We start from the raw sequence: 19,042 nt of genomic DNA on the forward strand, positions 1-19,042 counted from the left end.
GAAAATCAACATCATTAAAACCTTCGGGTAGCTGTGGTCGACGAGACATCTGTTCTAGATAATGCATGGTAATGATGCCTAAGCATAGTTGGCGGCAGCTTAAGGATTTAGAAAATGCGATTGGTATAACCAAGACGCAACCCTGGCAGAAGCGTCTTACTGAAACTGCCCATATAAATCACCGGTGTACGCTCAGCCATTCCGGCCATCGCCGCAATCGGCTGACTGTAGTAATGAAACTCACTGTCGTAGTCGTCTTCTACAATCCAGCAACGGTTTCTTTCGGCCCATTGCAGCAGTTGCAGGCGCTCACTGGCCGTCAGAATCCCACCCATGGGGTATTGATGGGTCGGCGTACAGCAGAGAAGCCGGTACTCACCTTCGGGCAATGCACCGACATTAATGCCATTATCACCATGAGTGACCGCTTGAAGACTGGCACCGTTTGACATCAGGGCTTTGCGTGCTCCCGAGTATCCTGGCTCTTCCACCAGCGCCGTATCACCGGAGTTCATCAGTAACTGTGCGCACAGCGCCAGCCCCTGCTGAGCCCCTTGGGTAATCACGATCTGCTCCGGCCGGCATTTCAGCCCGCGGCTGATATTGAGGTAATCTGCCAGCGCATTCCGAAGCGGCGCGTACCCCTGATGGCTGTGATAGCCCATTAGAATCAGTCGATCACTGTGGCGCCGTATGAGCTGTTGCCAGATCTTGATCGGGAATGCCTGAAAATCCGGCAAACCTACAGAGAAGGGCAAATTGGCAATGTCCTTTGGCTTTGAACCATGCCCTCCAGAGCGCTTGATCAGCTGATCGCCATAGTCCGACAGAGGGGGCCAATCCTGAACAGGCTTTCCCTTGGCAATATGGGGGGAACGATCAAACTGGGGTAATTGCTCACTGATGTAAAAACCACTGCCTTCACGACTGTTGACATACCCCTCTGCACGCAGCTGTTCATAGACACTATTTACCGTATTTCGGCTAACCCTCAAGTCTTTCGCCAGTAGACGCGATGCAGGTAAGCGACTGCCGACTAATAGCTGTTGAGAAAGAATTTTCTCCCGCAGGGCCAGAAAAAGCTGCTGGGTTAATGAAAAACCATGGCTGTGTTGTTTTTTCTGCTGGAGATGGATATTTCGCAAATCCAAATTGGCACCCTGAATTTTTATAAATTGGACCTTATAAGAGCACCAATAGCTTACGATACTTTAGCTGAACTGAGTAGATGGGAATCAGCAAAGGAAATGGGACATGAGCCAATACTCTCAATACGAGCATGAAGAAATGGACAGCCAGTTTACCAGCAGTCCACGCTCAACCGTACGCCGTGGCAGCAAACGTGCCACCTATAATAAGGCCGATGTATTTCAGCTTATCGATGATTTAAAGCTTGGCCATATGGCTTTCCATGACCCAGAGAGCCAGTGTCCGGTCGTCATTCCCATGACCTTCTGGCGGGTAGATGAGTACCTCTACTTCCATACCCTGAATAAATCCCGGCTTGATAAGCTGATTTCCGCCGGCGGTGAAATATGCATTTCGTTTGCCGAGGCCAGTGAGTGGGTGCTCTCCAAGTCGGCCTACCATACCGGAGTCAATTACCGGTCTGCGGTGCTTTTCTGCAGCGGTAGCCGGGTGGAGTCCACCGAAGAGTTTGATCACGCTTTCAAAAGCATCATTGAGGATATCGAACCCGGACGCTGGAGCCAGATTCGCCCACCCAATAACAGGGAGCGTAAAGCCACGGCATTGCTGAAACTGACCATTCACGAAGCGTCTTATAAAAGCCGCAGAGGTGGACCCAACGAAGAAGAGGAAGATCTGGCACTGCCAGTGTGGAACGGTACGTTACCCATTCCTGGCCCAGGGGAAAAAGTGCCTTTAAAGCTGAAAGGACACGGTTGTCCCTTTCATCGGGAATAGCCCATAGAAATATTGCTGAGGCATTCTTGTAATGGGAGGAGTTATTCTCCCATTCACCTAAGGAAGGTGCGAATAAGTCCGCTCTCACCTTCGGTAACCCCTGGTATTACTGACACTGCCTTTGGAAAAAGGGACTTATTCGCAGTTTCCCTAATACCATAACAATAAATTTGAACAAATATGAACAGCTCTACTTTCATAAAAGGGAAGATACAAACCATTCGAGAGATGTCAAAAAAAATTAGCTTTTCGAATTTCCTATTCTACCGCAGGCCTGAACAGAAACCCTGTATTTAAGCTGCCCACTTTTCAGACATCCTGACGATACAAGCAATGGGTATAGAAAATCTATCGGGCTTAAAACCGCATCGGATTTTCTTAAGTTTAAATCAAAATATTACACTGCTTTTTTCTCCTCATCAGACCTACATATAAGCAAGCATCTCCTCTTACTTAATTCATAGTAGAGCAGAACTGTTATTTTCATTATTTTATTAAGAAAATAAATATCAGATTATATTTACCATTTTTAGATCAATTATTTATATCTTTGCAATAAATCACCTGCAGATCCTCGAAACTCGATATACGCATCTCGAAACCCTCCCACCCTCCAATCAACCGCTTTGCTTATTCTTAGCTTATTTTGATCAATTAATGTCATTTCCCCTAAGGTTCCTTCCTGGACAAATGCCGATGGATTTGCCCCATGACCGAGAAGTAATTCAAGTATATTGAGGAATTTTTCTTTCTGTTCAGGCTTCGTTGAACCATTTTCAAGGCAAAGCTGAAGGCAATTATCGCCAAAATTATGAGCAAACCCCCCATTCCGATCCAAAGCTTGAAATGTGAGTTTCTGCCTGTTTGGATTAGCCCAATGCCTTAACAGAGATTCTATTATTCTTATCTCAGGCTCTTTTTGCATCAAGGCAGTCATTAATGGCGTACAACCATTTGAATCCCTTGCTTCTAGTAAACGACTACTGCTTCCCAATAATTCATCAACTTTATCGACATCCTTGTCTATTATTGCCCGATGAAGATCTGTACGCTTACACTTTATCAAATCATTGAGTTGTGTCTTACTCTGTAAACAATGTATAAACCAATCGCTTGATTGCATACCTACAGCAATACGGTCTTCTAAAACACAACGTACTTTAGCCTGAAACTCAGCAGCATAAACATCATCACGTTCATTAAATTCACAACCGCCACCGACTTTAGAAAGCTCAGCACCTCCACTCAGCACATCAACCAATCTATCAATCAAGGTGGAAGGCTCTACCTCATTCTCTTTACAAACTTCAATAAAAAGATCCTGCAGTTTACGCTGAGGTCCTACCTCCTCGAACTTCTGCTGCCTAACCACTCTATCCCAAATTTTTGCAATCGTGGCAGGGGCAACATGCTTTTCTTCATTTATAGCTAACAGTTCGGCATTAGTATTCAAATAAATGTCACGTGATATCAACTCAATCACCTTTCAAGCTATGCCATTCGGCTATTCACTGGTAGTAAATTATATAGCTTTTGATCTTTATATTTTTAAATAGTTCACCATGCCTGAATACTGAACAATAATAATCTTCGGACCTCTATACCTAAAAAGACAAAACAATAAACAGATGGATTCCAATGAGTACATAATGGACCAATATTTAACTTGCAATCATGCATAGTAGTTATTCCCATCAACCAGCTTAGGGAAATACCATGAGTATTCCATTTCAGTTAGATTGGTGGCACTGGCCTCTAACAATGGCCTCTCAATATATGAGAAAAGCACTTGGTTTTTTGCTTCTTATGGACAGAAAAAATACACCATAAGCTAAGCTCATCCCTGATAGGAATGACATTCAGCCTGATCGGCTGATACTATATTGCACATTCTTTTTACGCTGCTTGCTATTTTTCACCCTGAATCGGCATCCTGGGATAGCAGATGCGTTATCAGGTAAAACAGACAATCATTTTTTACTCAATGACTAATACTGACCTCTCCAATCACACCCCCATGATGCAGCAGTATCTGCGCATCAAACAGCAGCACAGGGATCACCTGGTGTTTTACCGCATGGGTGATTTCTATGAGCTGTTTTATGACGATGCCAAAAAGGCGGCGCATCTTCTGGACATCACCCTGACCAAACGGGGGCAGTCTGGTGGAGAACCCATCCCCATGGCTGGCATTCCGTACCATGCGGTGGAGGGGTATCTGGCCAGATTGATCCGATTGCGCCAGTCCGTTGCCATTGCCGAGCAGATTGGTGACCCGGCAACCAGCAAAGGCCCGGTTGAGCGTAAAGTGGTTCGGATTCTGACCCCGGGTACCGTCAGTGATGAAGCGTTGCTGGATGAGCGTCAGGATAATCTGCTGATGGCGGTAACCCAGCGGGAAAACCAGTATGGACTGGCATTTCTCGATATCAGCAGTGGCCGGTTTAATGTGCTTGAGGTAACGGGTGAAGAAGCACTCCTGTCTGAAGTTGAACGCCTGAGTCCCGCCGAAGTCTTGCAGAATGATGATTGCAACTGGCCTGAGGCTTTGCTGCGTCGTCCCGGCTCCAGCAAACGCCCACCCTGGGACTTTGATCATGAGAGCGCCATTGAGCAATTAACCCGACAGTTTCAGACGCAAAGTCTTGATGGGTTTGGCTGCAGCCACTTAACACTGGCCATTGAGGCCGCTGGCTGTCTGCTTCAGTACGCCCGGGAAACACAGCGAACCGCTTTGCCCCATATTCGCGCCCTATCCCAGGAAAACCGTGAAGAGAGTGTGGTCCTGGATGCCGCCAGCCGGAAAAACCTGGAGCTGACCACCAATATGAATGGTGGCCGGGAGCACACAGTAGCAGCTGTTCTGGATCGCACAGCCACCGCCATGGGCAGCCGCCTCCTTGGACGATGGATCAATCGTCCCCTGCGCAATATTGAGAAATTGCAGGCTCGCCAGTCAGCAATCACAGCTCTGAAAGAGGGATTCCATTTTGAATTCCTGTACCCCATTCTCAAAAATATTGGTGATATTGAACGTATTCTTGCCAGGGTTGCCCTGAAATCTGCCAAGCCACGGGATCTGGCACGGTTACGGGACGCCCTGCAGCAACTGCCAGAACTTCAGCAGCAGCTTGCGACGATTGATAGCCAGACTGTGCATCAACTGGCAGAAGGTATCAGTGAGCACCCTGAGCTCGAAGCATTATTGACCCGAGCCGTCATGGAGAACCCACCTGTCGTAATCCGTGATGGTGGTGTGATCGGTGAAGGTTATGATGCCGAGCTGGATGAGCTTCGATCCATCAGTGAAAATGCTGGAGACTATCTGGTTCAGATGGAATTACGGGAGCGTGAACGTACTGGCCTGTCCAGCCTGAAAGTCGGATATAACCGCGTACACGGTTACTACATCGAGTTGAGCCGCCGTGAATCCGACGATGCACCAGTAGACTATATTCGTCGTCAGACTCTGAAAAATACTGAACGCTTTATTACCCCGGAACTGAAAGAATTTGAAGACAAGGCGCTATCCAGCAAGAGTCGTGCGCTGGCCAGGGAAAAAGCACTGTACGATGAGCTTCTGGACACACTGGTAGAGCAGCTGGGATCACTTCAGGAATGCTCCATGGCGTTGTCAGAGCTGGATGTACTCAGCAATCTGGCTGAACGCGCTGAAACACTGAATTTCTGTCGTCCTGAAATCCTTCAGAGCCCGGGTATTGAAATTGTTGAAGGTCGCCACCCGGTTGTTGAGCAGGTTCTGGATGAACCGTTTGTGGCCAACAATGTCACCTTCAATGTTCAGCGCCGCATGCTGATTATCACCGGTCCAAATATGGGCGGTAAATCGACCTATATGCGACAGACAGCTCTGATTGTATTACTCGCCCATATTGGCAGTTTTGTTCCTGCATCACAGGCTCGTATTGGTCTGGTCGATCGGATTTTTACCCGTATCGGCTCTTCGGATGATCTTGCTGGTGGCCGCTCAACCTTTATGGTGGAGATGACAGAAACCGCCAATATTCTTCATAATGCCACCGAGCAGAGCCTGGTACTGATGGATGAAATTGGCCGCGGAACAAGCACATTCGATGGGCTGTCCCTGGCCTGGGCCTGTGCTCAATATCTGGCGGATTCAGTACGCGCATTCACTCTGTTTGCCACGCACTACTTTGAGTTGACCCAGCTACCTGAAGAGTGCAGTACAGTGGTTAATGTGCATCTCAATGCTACTGAACATGACGATCGCATTGTCTTTCTCCATGCAGTGCAGGAAGGTCCTGCCAGCCAGAGTTATGGCCTGCAGGTCGCACAATTGGCTGGTGTACCCCGACATGTCATTAACCAGGCACGACAGAAGCTGAGCATGCTGGAGCAGCATGAACCCGCTCCACAGCCTGAAGTACCAACATACAGAAAGGCGACTTTCACACCTCAGGCTGACCTGTTTGCGAGTCCTGAGCCACACCCAGCTGTCGAAGTTCTGGATAAGACAGACGTGGATAACCTGACACCTCGTCAGGCTCTGGAACTGCTCTATACACTCAAGGGACTTGGAAAATAGTATGATTTTTCTTATATCCTGAGCATTCTACTGACCACTCAGGGTATAAGGTTATGGTAATCCCAGCTATCCAGCGGGTTTACAACTCTGGTAAACTTGCCCGAACTTTTTGTATTGCCTCGGGCTCTGTTAACAGAGCCTGACATAATGTCTCAGGTCACATTATGAAATGCTTTCATGAGATGAGCTGTTCTCACGAATATAAAAGCAAAACCGGGCGGTACTTTTTTTTAGTCAGATCAAATGGAGTTTAACCACCATGGCTTTCGTAGTGGGTGAAAACTGCATCAAGTGCAAATACACCGATTGCGTGGAAGTCTGTCCTGTGGACTGCTTCTATGAAGGACCAAACTTCCTGGTTATCCACCCGGATGAATGTATTGACTGTGCTCTTTGTGAGCCAGAGTGTCCGGCAAACGCTATTTTCTCAGAAGATGAGGTTCCCGAAGATCAGCAGGAGTTCATCGAACTGAACGCCGTTCTTGCGGATGTCTGGGAAAACATTACCGAGAAGAAAGACCCCCTCCCTGATGCGGAAGAGTGGGATGGCGTAAAAGGCAAGCTGGACCAGCTGGAACGCTGAGTCAATAGAAGTATTGCTGATGGTCAATGATAAAAAAGCCATGAGGGTGACCCATGGCTTTTTTATTGGCAGTAATGTAATACCAGACCATCAATTAAACAGGGACTCTCCTGACAAGCCCTGCTTTTCAAGAATAGAACGAAGCCGTTTCAAAGCCTCTACCTGGATCTGTCTTACCCGTTCACGGGTCAAACCAATCTCTTTACCGACTTCCTCAAGAGTGCTGGTTTCATAACCCCTGAGACCAAACCGACGGGCAACAACTTCTCTCTGTTTTTCTGACAGCTCACCTAACCAGCGGTCAAGGCTGTCATTAAGATCCAGATCCTGTAACAGTTCTGCCGGGTCAGCACCTTTTTCATCAGAAATCGTATCCAGAATGGATTTATCAGAGTCAGGCCCCAGTGGCGTATCAACCGAAGTCACCCGCTCATTGAGACCGAGCATCCGTTTGACATCAGCAACCGGCTTATCCAACAACTGGGCTATTTCTTCTGGACTGGGATCATGATCCAGCTTCTGGGTTAATTCCCTGGCAGCCCTGAGATAGACATTCAGCTCTTTAACAACATGAATGGGCAGGCGAATCGTCCGGGTCTGATTCATGATCGCCCGCTCAATCGTCTGTCGTATCCACCAGGTAGCATAGGTCGAAAAACGGAAACCACGCTCAGGATCAAATTTCTCAACCGCTCGGATCAGACCGAGGTTACCTTCTTCAATCAAATCAAGCAGTGTCAGACCGCGATTGACATAGCGCCTGGAGATTTTAACAACCAGCCGAAGATTACTTTCAATCATGCGGCGCCGCCCCGCTTCCACCCCTTTTCGGGCAAGGCGGGCATAGTGAACCTCTTCCTCGGGGGTGAGGAGAGGTGAAAAGCCAATCTCATTCAGGTACAGCTGGGTTGCATCGATGGATTTGTAAAACCCATCGTCTTCTTTTCGACGACCGGTGTTAATCGGAGACACAGCCGTAGGCTGTGGCTTATCGATATCATCGTTCTCGTCAACCACTTCACTGAGGTCACCAGAATTTTCATCCGGGCTCAATTCATCCTGTCCTTGGATTACATCGTCAGCATAACTGCTTAGCTCTGCGTCATCCCTCTTCGATGCCATAAGAGTTAGTCCTATCCGAAAGTCCCACTCTATGCCGAGCAACTCGAGGCTGCGCCGACACCCGTGAGATCCCTCTACTACAACAGCCACTGACCTTCGTCATCAGCGCCCTGGAAGATACCCCATCGGGTCAACCGGTTTACCATCACGCCGAATTTCGAAGTGCAGCTTAGGCTCCGTCGTTCCTGTAGAACCTATTTCGGCTATCTTCTGGCCCGCTTTAACTGAGTCTCCCTCATTCACGAATAGATCCCTGTTGTGAGCATATGCGCTCAGATAGCTACTATTATGTTTCAAAATGATCAGCCTGCCATAGCCGGACAGGTCGCTTCCTGCGTACACTACCTCACCACTGGCAGCTGCCTTTACAGGCTCTCCTAATTTGCCGCCAATATCAATCCCTTTGTTAACGGGCATTTTGAGCGAATAAGCGGAAATAATTTTTCCGTGTGCAGGCCATTGCCAGCCTCCACTGGTAAAAGATGAACTTTTCTTCGCCGAACTCTTTGCTGTATATTTTTTAACCGATTCATTGCTTTTGGCAACTGCTTTCTTTGGCTGGCTGACAGGAGCTACCGAAGACGTGGCAACCCCATACCGGCGGATAGATAAATTTATTTTCTGTCCCGGATAGATGATATAAGGGCTTCGAATGTTATTATTTTGGGCCAACTCTCTGAAATCTCTGCTGTAGAGCCAGGCTATTGAGTAGAGCGTTTCACCTCTCTGCACAATATGCTGACCTGAGGTCACCTTCGGCGGTGATCTCAGGTCAGTAACCGTAACCCTGGCCGGGTCATGGCTGCAACTTGCAATCAGCAGGCAGGTCATTAGAAAAAGTATTTTTTTTGAGCAATCACTCATATTAATTAGAGTGATTTTCATGAAATCCAACACTTTATCAACTCCACTACCCTGCATGATCACAAAAACCATTTATTCAATAAATGAATATTAAGAATACTTTATGGTTTAAAATATTATACCAAGATCGGTACTTTCACCTATATTACCGCACCAATTTAGTGCTTTTTACTACCCATCCACTCAATCATTGCCACCAAAGCAATGGCAAAAATCATCAGCCCAATAGATTCAACCAGATAAGCAGGCTGCCCGGTAATCCCCTCATAACTCATCGGAGAAACATTAGCCTGAATCAGCGGAACCAGCTCTCCAGAACTGTTAACCCGTGTTTCCAGCGTCTCCTTCCATGGCCAGACTTTGCCCAGAGCCCCGAGCATCAGGCCGGTTAACAGTGAAATTGCCAGATCACGGTGCTTTTTTAAAAGCCATGACAACACATGGGAAAAGCTAAGCAAGCCTCCGATACAACCCAGGCCAAAGACAATCAGCACACTAAAATTCAGACTCTTTACGGCATCAATAACCGGACCATACAGCCCCATCATCAGCAGAATAAAGCTGCCGGAAATACCTGGTAGAATCATGGCACAGATAGCAATGGCTCCAGCAAAAAACAGCGTTACCGGCACTGGCTCGAGACTGGTTGGAGTTAATACACCCACAGCATAAGCGATCACAACACCAGCGATCAGGGTGATGATGGTCGAGGTATTCCAGTGATGGACCTGACGAATCATATGAAGCCCGGATACCAGAATCAGACCAAAAAAGAATGCCCAGAGCATTTCTGGATAGGTGGCCAGAAACCAGGTAATAACATGTGCAAATGACAAAATACTGGTTAAAACACCACCAAAGACACATACCAGAAATGTGCCGTCTACTTTCTGCCAGACACCGGCGATACCGTCACTACGAAGTACTTTTAGCAACGAAGGATTGACACTTTTCAAGGCATTTAACAGCCGGTCATAAATGCCGGTAATAAATGCGATGGTTCCACCGGAAACTCCCGGCACAACATCTGCAGCCCCCATGGCCATTCCCTTGGCGATGAGGGCAAAGTAAGAAGAAAGATTCGACATGTTCTGACCTTTGGAACAGAGGTTAAGTAAATAGGGCAATAATACCCATCAGCCATCCTGGACTGACTACTTTTTGTTTAGGACCTGTTGACGTTTTGTTGCGAACTCAGCGGATTCATAGCGCTCCTATGACGATACCCACAAGGGGCACCAGGGCGCGGCATTGCAGGAATACCCTACCAGTTGCCTTTCAAAATGTCATAGGGGCGCCTTGATCCGCCCGAATGCTGGCCCAGAAAAGCGCCATCTGCTTTGTCAGACTTGCTTGATGTAGAACGACTACTCGCTGCGCAAGCCTTTCGCGCATATGACGCTTTTCTGGGCCACTGTGCACGCAACAAAACGTCAACAAGCCCTAGGCATTTGTAAAAAAAACGATGTCTTTTTTATCAAGTATCAGCGTATAACACCTGCCAGCAACGGCACAAACCGAACAGCTTCCAAGGCCTTACGCTGATACTCATCACCATTTCTGGTCACCTGCACAAGATTCTGGTAATCGCTTCCTCCAACTGGAATCACCAGCCTCCCACCTTCTGGAGAAAGCTGGCTCAGCAATTCTTCAGGAATGTCCCCAGGTGCCGCCGTTACGATAATTCCATCAAATGGGCTTTCCTCCGGCCACCCCATACCACCATCAGTATGACGAAGACGAACATTGTTCAGAGATAACCTGGACAATCTCTGCCGAGCCTTCTCCTGCAATGGTCTGATGCGTTCCACGGAGTATACCTTATCCACCAGCGAAGCAAGCACAGCCGTCTGATAGCCTGACCCGGTGCCAATTTCCAGCACCTTGTTTCGCTCCCCCTGCTCCAACAGGACTTCCGTCATTCTGGCTACAATATACGGCTGAGAAAGCGTCTGATTATGACCAATTGGTAGTGCTGTGTCTTCATAGGCACGGTGAGCCAGCGCCTCATCAAGAAAAAGATGACGGGGAATGGTGCGAATTGCATCCAGAACTTTGGTGGACTGAATACCCTGATCCAGCAGACGTTGGATCAGCCGCTCTCTGGTTCGGCGTGACGTCATACCGATACCATCAATTTCAAGATCCCTCATACACAGGCTCCAAGCCAGTCCTCCATCAGTGATAACGTTGCATGACCGGTCTTATCATATTGCAATGGGGTAATGGATACGTAGCCAGACGCTACCGCATGGAAATCCGTTCCCTCTTCAGCAAAAAGTGGTTTACCGACGCCGCCGATCCACCAGACCGTATTTCCACGTGGATCAGTCATTTTTACCGGCGACTTTGACTGATCACGGTGACCCAGGCGGGTAACTTTCATTCCACGGATATCCTCATAACCACAGGCCGGCACATTGACGTTGAGGATCGTACCTTCTGGCAAAGCCAGATCATCAAGGCGCAGCATCAAATCGTTTAACACTCTGGCACTCACTTCCAGATGGTGATCTTCTCTGCCACAGGATGAAATAGCAATGGCTGTTTTTGCCAGCATGCGTCCTTCCATGGCAGCAGCCACAGTCCCCGAATAGAGCACATCATCGCCCAGGTTTGCACAACTGTTAATACCCGAAACTACTCGCTCCGGAAGGCGGCCAAACAGCCCACTGGCGGCGAGATTAACACAGTCTGCAGGTGTTCCATCTACACTGAAGAACCCATTATCGTGCTCTTTCATACGCAATGGCCGACTTAAAGTGAGGGAGTGCCCCCTGCCAGAACAGTCATTATCTGGGGCCACTACCCAGCACTGCCCATATGATTTCATGGTTTCAAACGAAAGAGCCAATCCCCTGGCGGTAACGCCATCATCATTCGATAGCAATATGGTCATAGTCCATCAATCCTGAATTATTCCAAGTTTTCTTAATGCCCACTCTCTTGATCAACATGATTATTTTCACGACAGTGGATTTCTTCATAACACTCAAACAACTCCCTGAGTACAGAAGTCGCAAAACAGCCCTTTGACAGCCGGAATCGCAATACCAGTGAACTTCCTTCCGTGCTGCTTTCCCACAACCAGGTAAACTGCTGGGGCACCAGACGGTTAACTCTCCGCTCCTGTAGCAAACCTACCCTCTCCAGCCCATCACACAACTGAGAATATCCGGAAGTGACAGACTCCTCGAAGGCCAGAGCCTGATCAGTCACTTTCAATGCCCCCCTCCCCCAAAGTGGTGAAGTCGGACTTAATTCACAGTTATCCAGACGCCTCATCATGGCATCATCCGGAGTTTCAAAAATCAGGCTATTGCTGTCCGGAAACCCTAGAGCATCCCCTGAAAGAAACTTATTCCAGACTCCTTCCCTGACTTTTTCTGACAGCACCCTATTAAACAACCAGGATCGGGCTGCTGACAGATAGACCGACCGTTTGTTACGTTGAACGCGGAATTTTCCAGCCATCATATCGATGGCTTTTTCAACATTACGTCCATGATGACCAAAGCGCTGTTCACCGAAGTAATTGGGCACTCCTTCACGGGAAATTTGATCTAACCGGGCATTGACCAGTGCAGGATCAGCATCAATATTCCGCAAAGTGATACAGAAATCATTCGCCTTCAAGGCACCGGTTTTCAGTTTTTTCCTGTGACGGGCCTGTCGAATAATCCGTATAGTGTCACTTTCCAGCCCAGTCCAGTCTGGGTCAGGCAAACCTGGCAGGGAAACACAAAACCATTGACGTGTAATTCCATGCCGGTCTTTTCGTCCGGCATAACTAACCGACTGCCTTCTAACTCCTGCATGTCTCGCCAGAAGCCCTGCAACCCAGTCGGTATTCTCACCTTTTTTTTCAATCAGCAGAAAAAGGTGTTCGCCTTCGCCTTCCGGCTCAAAAGGCAGCAACTCATCAACAAGAAAATCTTCATGACAGGACTTGAAAAGACAACTACCCAAAGGGCCACCAAAGGCATAATACCAATCAATGGAGTAATCGGCAGGCATCGGTACATCTGCATCCATGATGCGCACTCAACAAAACAAAATTAAAAATAAACAATACCGCGTTTCACGCAGTTATTGAAAGGTCATAGCGGAAAATAACAATGAATAATGAGCCTTCTGTCCAGAAGGCTCAATGCTCTGGGTCATGCCCCCAGGTCTTTCAACAGAACAACAGCGTGAACAGCAATACCTTCTTTTCTACCGGTATAACCCAGCTTTTCGGTAGTAGTCGCTTTCACGTTCACCAGAGATGGATCAATACCCAAGTCTTCGCTGATATTCTCCCGCATCTGATCAATATGAGGAGCCATTTTAGGAGACTCGGCAATGATGGTACTGTCCATATTGACTGGAGCCAGGTTGTTCTCTTCAAGCAGAGCAATCACATGACGAAGTAACTTGCGACTATCAATACCTGCGTAGCGCTCATCAGTATCAGGAAAATGCTTACCAATATCACCCAGGCCTGCTGCTCCCAGCAACGCGTCGCAAAGCGCATGAAGTAGCACATCCCCATCAGAGTGCGCGACCAGCCCGTGAGAGTGAGGAATTTTCACCCCACCCAGCACAATGTAATCCCCGTCACGCTCACTATCAGTAAAACGGTGAACATCAAAACCATGACCAATACGCATCAAGTGACCTCAATAAGTTTCGACTGCTGTTCAATATATAGAGAAGCCAGAGCCAGATCAGTTCCACGGGTCACCTTGATATTATCAGCATGTCCTTCCACCATGACTGGCTGTTTTCCAGAGTATTCAATGGCACTGGCCTCATCAGTTACCGGCATCTTATCCGCTATGGCTTTCGCCATTGCGTCGTGCAGCATTCCCAGACGGAACATCTGTGGTGTCATTGCATGCCAGAGCCCCTGACGATCGACCGTTTCGGATACGACATCATCGCCTCCGGCCCTCTTGATGGTATCGGTAACAGGGCTGCCCAGCAGACCGCCGACAGGGTGATCATGAAGCTGATGAACCAGCCAGTCCATGTCTGAACGGCGAATGCAGGGGCGGGCTACATCATGAACCAGGACCCAGTCATCAGGGTTACCAATATCCAGCAGCACTTTCAAACCATTGAGTACAGAGTGGTAACGCTCATCACCTCCCTGGGCAAGAAGAACTCTCGGGTTTCTCAATAGTTCAATAGACTGGTGGTACTCATCTTCATGATCAAGAACCACCACTACCTTTTCCAGCCTGGGAAAATCCAGCAATCGCTCCAGAGTATGAACCATCAGAGGCTTGCCATTGATTTCAAGGTACTGCTTGGGAATGTCGACATTCATTCGGCGGCCGACACCTGCTGCCGGAACAACCGCCCAGTAACGAACCGTGTTCATGGTTTCTGCGCTACTCACTCTGACACCCTTAATTTGAACATCCAGGAGCCTGCTCAGGAACAGCTCCTAAAACCAATACAGGAATAGATAATCCAGTTTAATCGTAAGTTAGAAAGAACGTTTCATCACTGCGGATCATCCCCAGCTCCTGTCGCGCTATTTCCTCAACCGTTTCCATCCCCTGCTGTAGCTCCACGACTTCTTTGGCCAGCAGACGATTACGCTGGTACAAACGTTCATTTTCCAGCCTGAAACGCTCAAGATTGTCTTTTTGCGTCAGCAACTCCGCCATACTGCCTTCACCAATCCACAGCCTGGTTTGGAGATAAACCAGCATCAGTGTCAACAGGGCTATTGCCAGTTTTTTCATAATCAGTTCCGCTTTAAACCGTAACTATCCAGCAGTATGGGCAACACCAAAAATCATGATATCTGAAGCTGAAACTGGTAGTAATTGAACCTAATGATGAAGTTTAACAGGAGTACTAATGGTTGAACATATGATCAGTTCTTTGAACTGATTCACATTTATACTGGCTATTGCAGAAAGAAAATGTAAAACAACGCAAATTCACCTCATAAAAAAGGGAGGCTATAAGCCTCCCTTTTTCAATCAGCATTGACGGCTAATCAGGCACGCTTGAATTCAGCGATACCACGATAAGGCGCTTTGCCTTCCAGCTGCTCTTCGATACGGATCAGCTGGTTGTACTTGGCAACACGGTCAGAACGGCACAGAGAACCGGTCTTGATCTGGCCTGCGCAGGTACCTACCGCCAGGTCAGCGATAGTAGCGTCTTCGGTTTCACCGGAACGGTGAGAGATAACCGCAGTGTAGCCAGCGTCTTTCGCCATCTTGATCGCTTCCAGAGTTTCGGTCAGGGAACCGATCTGGTTGAACTTGATCAGGATAGAGTTAGCGATGCCTTTATCGATACCTTCTTTCAGGATCTTGGTGTTGGTTACAAACAGGTCGTCACCCACGATCTGGATCTTATCGCCCAGCAGTTCAGTCTGGTACTTGAAGCCGTCCCAGTCAGATTCGTCCAGACCATCTTCGATAGAGATGATTGGGTATTCTTCGGTCAGACCTTTCAGGTAGTCAGAGAACTCGTTGGAAGTGAAGACTTTGCCTTCGCCTTTCAGATTGTACTTGCCATCTTCGTAGAACTCAGAAGCAGCACAGTCCATAGCCAGAGTGATGTCGGTACCCAGAGTGTAACCGGCAGCAGCAACAGCGTCTTTGATCACAGCCAGGGCATCAGCGTTGGAAGCCAGGTTTGGCGCAAAGCCACCTTCATCACCAACCGCAGTGTTCAGACCTTTGTCAGACAGCACTTTCTTCAGAGCGTGGAATACTTCAGCTCCCATGCGCAGTGCTTCAGCGAAATTCTTGGCGCCAACTGGCTGAATCATGAATTCCTGGATGTCAACGTTGTTGTCAGCGTGCTCACCACCGTTAAGGATGTTCATCATTGGAACAGGCATGGTGAACTGACCAGCCGTACCGTTCAGCTCAGCAATGTGAGCGTACAGAGGCATACCTTTGTCAGCAGCAGCGGCTTTCGCAGCAGCCAGAGACACCGCCAGGATAGCGTTGGCACCCAGCTTGGCCTTGTTGTCAGTACCGTCCAGATCGATCATCTTATGATCCAGACCACGCTGGTCGTTGGCATCAAAACCAAGCAGCGCTTCACGGATAGGACCGTTAACATTGGCAACGGCTTTCAGAACGCCCTTGCCCAGGTAGCGGGACTTGTCACCATCACGCAGTTCCAGAGCTTCGCGGGAACCAGTGGAAGCGCCGCTGGGAGCACAGGCAGTACCAAAGGCACCAGACTCAAGAATGACGTCAGCTTCAACAGTGGGGTTACCACGAGAATCGAGGACTTCGCGAGCCTTGATTTCCTTGATAGCGGTCATGAGATACTCCGGGTGAAGAATTCGGAAATTTCAAGTGAGAGGTAAGCAATACCGTAAAACGGATGCGGCATTGTTACGGGAGGGGCAACTATACCACCGGAAAATCCTGTGTCAAAGCCTTACAAATTCGCTGGACACCGCGCCATTCTTGAGCTTCGTGGATTTTTGATCGTTACTGTTAATTACTGTCAATCGCCTGTTAACCATCGTTTAAACCAAGCGACAATGATCAAATATCCATCAAACAGCAATACCAGTATAAGTAAAGTTACTACCTGAGGTATAACTCAAAAATCAGCTTCTCAGCTGTGCAGTCAAAATCAAACATGGCATCGATGGTGACACTGCCCTTATTGTGATTCACCTTTTTCTTTATCTGGCAATGATCAGAAATACTGTTTGCCAGTGCCTCCATCTTTGCCAGCTGATCATTCACCTGCTGCTCAGAATCCCCCTCTATTGTCATCTCCAGGTGAGTATCTCCGGGCACAATAACCTCACCAATTTCAAAACAATGATCGGCATCAACTTCAAGCTCAACGGTAGTATTTTCCATACCTGCTCTCCTGTGATAAGCCTGTTTGAAATCTTTTGACAACCTGTAAAACAGGTCCATGCAGGTTATAAAAGCCTACAACCAGCACGACCATTTTAAAATAGTAGAAACAAAGCATAGCCATGCATTTCAAAGTAGATCAACTCATCCCTAAAACAAACAGGCATATAACTTAAATACATATTCACCGGGCATTACGCCGTGCTAGCAAAAATAAACACAAAACAGCTACTGTTCTTTTTTTGGCCCCTTCTCTTCTTGAGCATCAATCCCCTGCCAATCTTCGAGCTGATCAATTGAAACCACCTCCGTTCTGGTATTGAAAGAAACTGACTTAGCTTTGTCCTGACTTAACATATTCTGCCCTACTGCAGGAGCGGAGTTTGAGGGTTCCTCTATAGGAACAGCTACGTAACTTTCATCAGGGGCTTCTGGCCGATCAGCCGTTCGATCCCGATAAAATTCTTTTTTACCTGGATCATCAACGAAAAACATCCGCACATTCACGCCAATAAAAACAAGAGCACAGAAAACTGCCACAGCAGGCGTAAGCCAGGGTGGCTCTCCGTTTTCAGCGCCATCAGTAGTGACATTCCAACCTGATGTACCATTCGCTTCAATCAAACGGTATAGTTCGGAATCATTGCCCGAAAGCTGAGGCATGACTGACGTGCCATTCTGTTGTTGGGTATTAACTACTTCAGTAAGCACAGCCAACATCTTTTTTTTCGAGTCTAATGGTGACTTAGCCGATGGGGGTGTGGAAGCGATACCCCTGCTTCCAAGAGAGGCCCCCCGAAAAGATCAGTGGACTTCAAATCGTCCAGGAGCCTTGATTTTCACTGGACAGAGATGTTTCAAATGGGCTGAACCGCTCATTCTTTCCATGAGTATAATTATCACCTGTTACTTCAGAACGAACTTCACTGCCAACCCCTGAAAAACTGTTAACCTCCACTGCGTACCTCTATCTGGATCCTAGAATGGATTCTTATGATAGATACAAATATTGAATCTGTTTATTTTGCAAAACTGAAGTTGTTTATTTAGCCGTTTCGAGTGCGTGATTTACTGAAAATATGAACTTGGTGTCATACAACTGAAATATACAAGAAATATTTCTGTAACATTCCCCCCCTATTCTGGCCCCTATCAAACACAAACACTCTCAAAGCGTTTTCGGGGGAAAAGAACCATGACGTTCTTAAAGTCAGTTGTCGTATCCTCAGTTTTAGCTGCCGCTGCTTTTTCCGGGGCAGCCACTGCAAAGTCAATCAACGGTGCTGGAGCCAGCTTTCCGCATCCTGTCTATGCCAAGTGGGCAGAAGAGTACAACCAGGAAACCGGCGTCAAAATAAACTATCAGGCTATCGGTTCCGGCGGTGGTATTCGCCAGATCACGGCCAAAACCGTTGATTTTGGAGCAACCGATGCGCCTCTGGATCAACAGAGACTGAATGATGAAGGCATGATCCAGTTCCCAATGGTAATGGGCGCTATTGTTCCGGTCGTTAACATTCCGGGTATTGAACCAGGCGCCCTGAAACTGACCGGTGACATTGTTGCCGACATCTATATGGGCAAGATTAAAAAGTGGAATGACGAGCGCATCACCAGCATCAACCCGGATCTGAAGATTCCAGGACAATCCATTTATGTTGTACACCGCTCAGACGGTTCAGGAACCACCTATAACTTCACGGACTACCTGAGTCAGGTCAGTGAAACCTGGAAAAACGACGTCGGCACCAACACCGATATCACCTGGCCAAAAGCAGCAACCACCATTGGCGCTAACGGTAATGCCGGTGTGGCCAACTTTGTCCGCCGCACCCGCGGTTCTATTGGTTACGTAGAGTATGCCTTTGCCAAACAGAACAACCTGAGTCACACCCAGCTGGCCAGTGCTGAAGGCAAATTCCTGCAGCCAACCATGGAAACCTTCCAGGCAGCCGCAATGAACGCTGACTGGAAAAATGCGCCTGGCTTCCGCCTGCTGCTGAATAATACCAATTCCATTTTTAAATTATGAAATAACAGCCCATGAACGGGAGCATAGACTTTTCAATCGGCCAACTTCAGAAAGTAATTCATTCCATGCCTCACAGCATTTATTGATAATATCTTCATAGT

General features: G+C 47.8%; 18 protein-coding genes. 4 read left to right on the top strand and 14 right to left on the bottom strand.

What is annotated here, in order from left to right; translation table 11 throughout:
- Positions 1-107: 107 nt before the first annotated feature.
- Positions 108-1,151 (bottom strand): aminotransferase-like domain-containing protein, encoded by a 1,044-nt coding sequence (locus AK963_RS15060; RefSeq protein WP_066016272.1) that lies wholly within the window; start codon positions 1,149-1,151, stop codon positions 108-110.
- 103 nt (positions 1,152-1,254) lie between these two features.
- Here AK963_RS15060 and AK963_RS15065 point away from each other — a divergent pair, with 103 nt between their 5' ends.
- On the top strand, positions 1,255-1,926 hold the full coding sequence (locus tag AK963_RS15065) for a pyridoxamine 5'-phosphate oxidase family protein (protein WP_066016273.1): 672 nt from the start codon (positions 1,255-1,257) through the stop codon (positions 1,924-1,926).
- Between the two features lie 538 nt (positions 1,927-2,464).
- On the opposite strand, the gene AK963_RS15070 is transcribed toward AK963_RS15065, so the two are convergent.
- On the bottom strand, positions 2,465-3,379 hold the full coding sequence (locus AK963_RS15070) for an ankyrin repeat domain-containing protein (protein WP_139117431.1): 915 nt from the start codon (positions 3,377-3,379) through the stop codon (positions 2,465-2,467).
- A gap of 492 nt (positions 3,380-3,871) precedes the next feature.
- On the opposite strand from AK963_RS15070, the gene mutS reads away from it, so the two are divergent.
- Both mutS and fdxA read left to right on the top strand, forming a co-directional pair.
- Positions 3,872-6,493 carry a DNA mismatch repair protein MutS gene (gene mutS, locus AK963_RS15075; protein WP_420795614.1) on the top strand — a complete coding sequence of 874 codons (2,622 nt, stop codon included), beginning with the start codon at positions 3,872-3,874 and terminating at the stop codon, positions 6,491-6,493.
- 259 nt (positions 6,494-6,752) lie between these two features.
- Positions 6,753-7,076, top strand: coding sequence for a ferredoxin FdxA (gene fdxA / locus AK963_RS15080; protein ID WP_066016275.1), 324 nt, complete (start codon positions 6,753-6,755; stop codon positions 7,074-7,076).
- A 90-nt stretch (positions 7,077-7,166) separates the two neighbouring features.
- Here fdxA and rpoS read toward each other — a convergent pair whose 3' ends face one another.
- From rpoS to AK963_RS15140, 12 genes are all read right to left on the bottom strand, one after another.
- The gene (gene rpoS, locus AK963_RS15085; protein WP_066016276.1) at positions 7,167-8,198 is read right to left on the bottom strand and encodes an RNA polymerase sigma factor RpoS; all 1,032 of its coding nucleotides are present in this window, start codon (positions 8,196-8,198) and stop codon (positions 7,167-7,169) included.
- Between the two features lie 102 nt (positions 8,199-8,300).
- Complete coding sequence (locus AK963_RS15090) at positions 8,301-9,083, bottom strand: peptidoglycan DD-metalloendopeptidase family protein (protein WP_066016288.1); 783 nt, start codon at positions 9,081-9,083, stop codon at positions 8,301-8,303.
- Between the two features lie 137 nt (positions 9,084-9,220).
- Positions 9,221-10,150 carry a polyprenyl-phosphate transporter gene (locus tag AK963_RS15095; protein ID WP_066016277.1) on the bottom strand — a complete coding sequence of 310 codons (930 nt, stop codon included), beginning with the start codon at positions 10,148-10,150 and terminating at the stop codon, positions 9,221-9,223.
- Between the two features lie 396 nt (positions 10,151-10,546).
- Positions 10,547-11,215 carry a protein-L-isoaspartate(D-aspartate) O-methyltransferase gene (locus tag AK963_RS15100; protein ID WP_066016278.1) on the bottom strand — a complete coding sequence of 223 codons (669 nt, stop codon included), beginning with the start codon at positions 11,213-11,215 and terminating at the stop codon, positions 10,547-10,549.
- On the bottom strand, positions 11,212-11,961 hold the full coding sequence (gene surE, locus AK963_RS15105) for a 5'/3'-nucleotidase SurE (protein ID WP_066016279.1): 750 nt from the start codon (positions 11,959-11,961) through the stop codon (positions 11,212-11,214). The genes AK963_RS15100 and surE overlap by 4 nt, the downstream gene beginning before the upstream one ends.
- Positions 11,962-11,993: 32 nt before the next feature.
- Positions 11,994-13,097: a tRNA pseudouridine(13) synthase TruD gene (gene truD / locus AK963_RS15110; protein ID WP_083232676.1), complete on the bottom strand. Its 1,104-nt coding sequence runs from the start codon at positions 13,095-13,097 to the stop codon at positions 11,994-11,996.
- Between the two features lie 125 nt (positions 13,098-13,222).
- Complete coding sequence (ispF, locus tag AK963_RS15115; protein WP_066016281.1) at positions 13,223-13,714, bottom strand: 2-C-methyl-D-erythritol 2,4-cyclodiphosphate synthase; 492 nt, start codon at positions 13,712-13,714, stop codon at positions 13,223-13,225.
- Positions 13,714-14,448 carry a 2-C-methyl-D-erythritol 4-phosphate cytidylyltransferase gene (ispD, locus tag AK963_RS15120; RefSeq protein ID WP_202969791.1) on the bottom strand — a complete coding sequence of 245 codons (735 nt, stop codon included), beginning with the start codon at positions 14,446-14,448 and terminating at the stop codon, positions 13,714-13,716. Before ispD ends, ispF begins: the two co-directional genes overlap by 1 nt.
- Before the next feature lie 79 nt (positions 14,449-14,527).
- Positions 14,528-14,800 carry an FtsB family cell division protein gene (locus AK963_RS15125; protein WP_066016283.1) on the bottom strand — a complete coding sequence of 91 codons (273 nt, stop codon included), beginning with the start codon at positions 14,798-14,800 and terminating at the stop codon, positions 14,528-14,530.
- Positions 14,801-15,060: 260 nt separating this feature from the next.
- A complete protein-coding gene (gene eno / locus AK963_RS15130; RefSeq protein ID WP_066016284.1) occupies positions 15,061-16,353 on the bottom strand; it encodes a phosphopyruvate hydratase in 1,293 nt (430 codons plus the stop codon).
- A gap of 271 nt (positions 16,354-16,624) precedes the next feature.
- Positions 16,625-16,909 carry a DUF406 family protein gene (locus AK963_RS15135; protein ID WP_066016285.1) on the bottom strand — a complete coding sequence of 95 codons (285 nt, stop codon included), beginning with the start codon at positions 16,907-16,909 and terminating at the stop codon, positions 16,625-16,627.
- Between the two features lie 228 nt (positions 16,910-17,137).
- Positions 17,138-17,533 carry a hypothetical protein gene (locus AK963_RS15140; protein WP_139117432.1) on the bottom strand — a complete coding sequence of 132 codons (396 nt, stop codon included), beginning with the start codon at positions 17,531-17,533 and terminating at the stop codon, positions 17,138-17,140.
- A 571-nt stretch (positions 17,534-18,104) separates the two neighbouring features.
- Between AK963_RS15140 and pstS the strand changes: the two genes are divergently transcribed.
- Positions 18,105-18,941, top strand: coding sequence for a phosphate ABC transporter substrate-binding protein PstS (gene pstS, locus AK963_RS15145; protein WP_238593743.1), 837 nt, complete (start codon positions 18,105-18,107; stop codon positions 18,939-18,941).
- The last annotated feature ends 101 nt before the right edge of the window (positions 18,942-19,042 follow it).

Source organism: Endozoicomonas atrinae (genome assembly GCF_001647025.1).
Taxonomy (GTDB): Bacteria; Pseudomonadota; Gammaproteobacteria; order Pseudomonadales; family Endozoicomonadaceae; genus Endozoicomonas; species Endozoicomonas atrinae.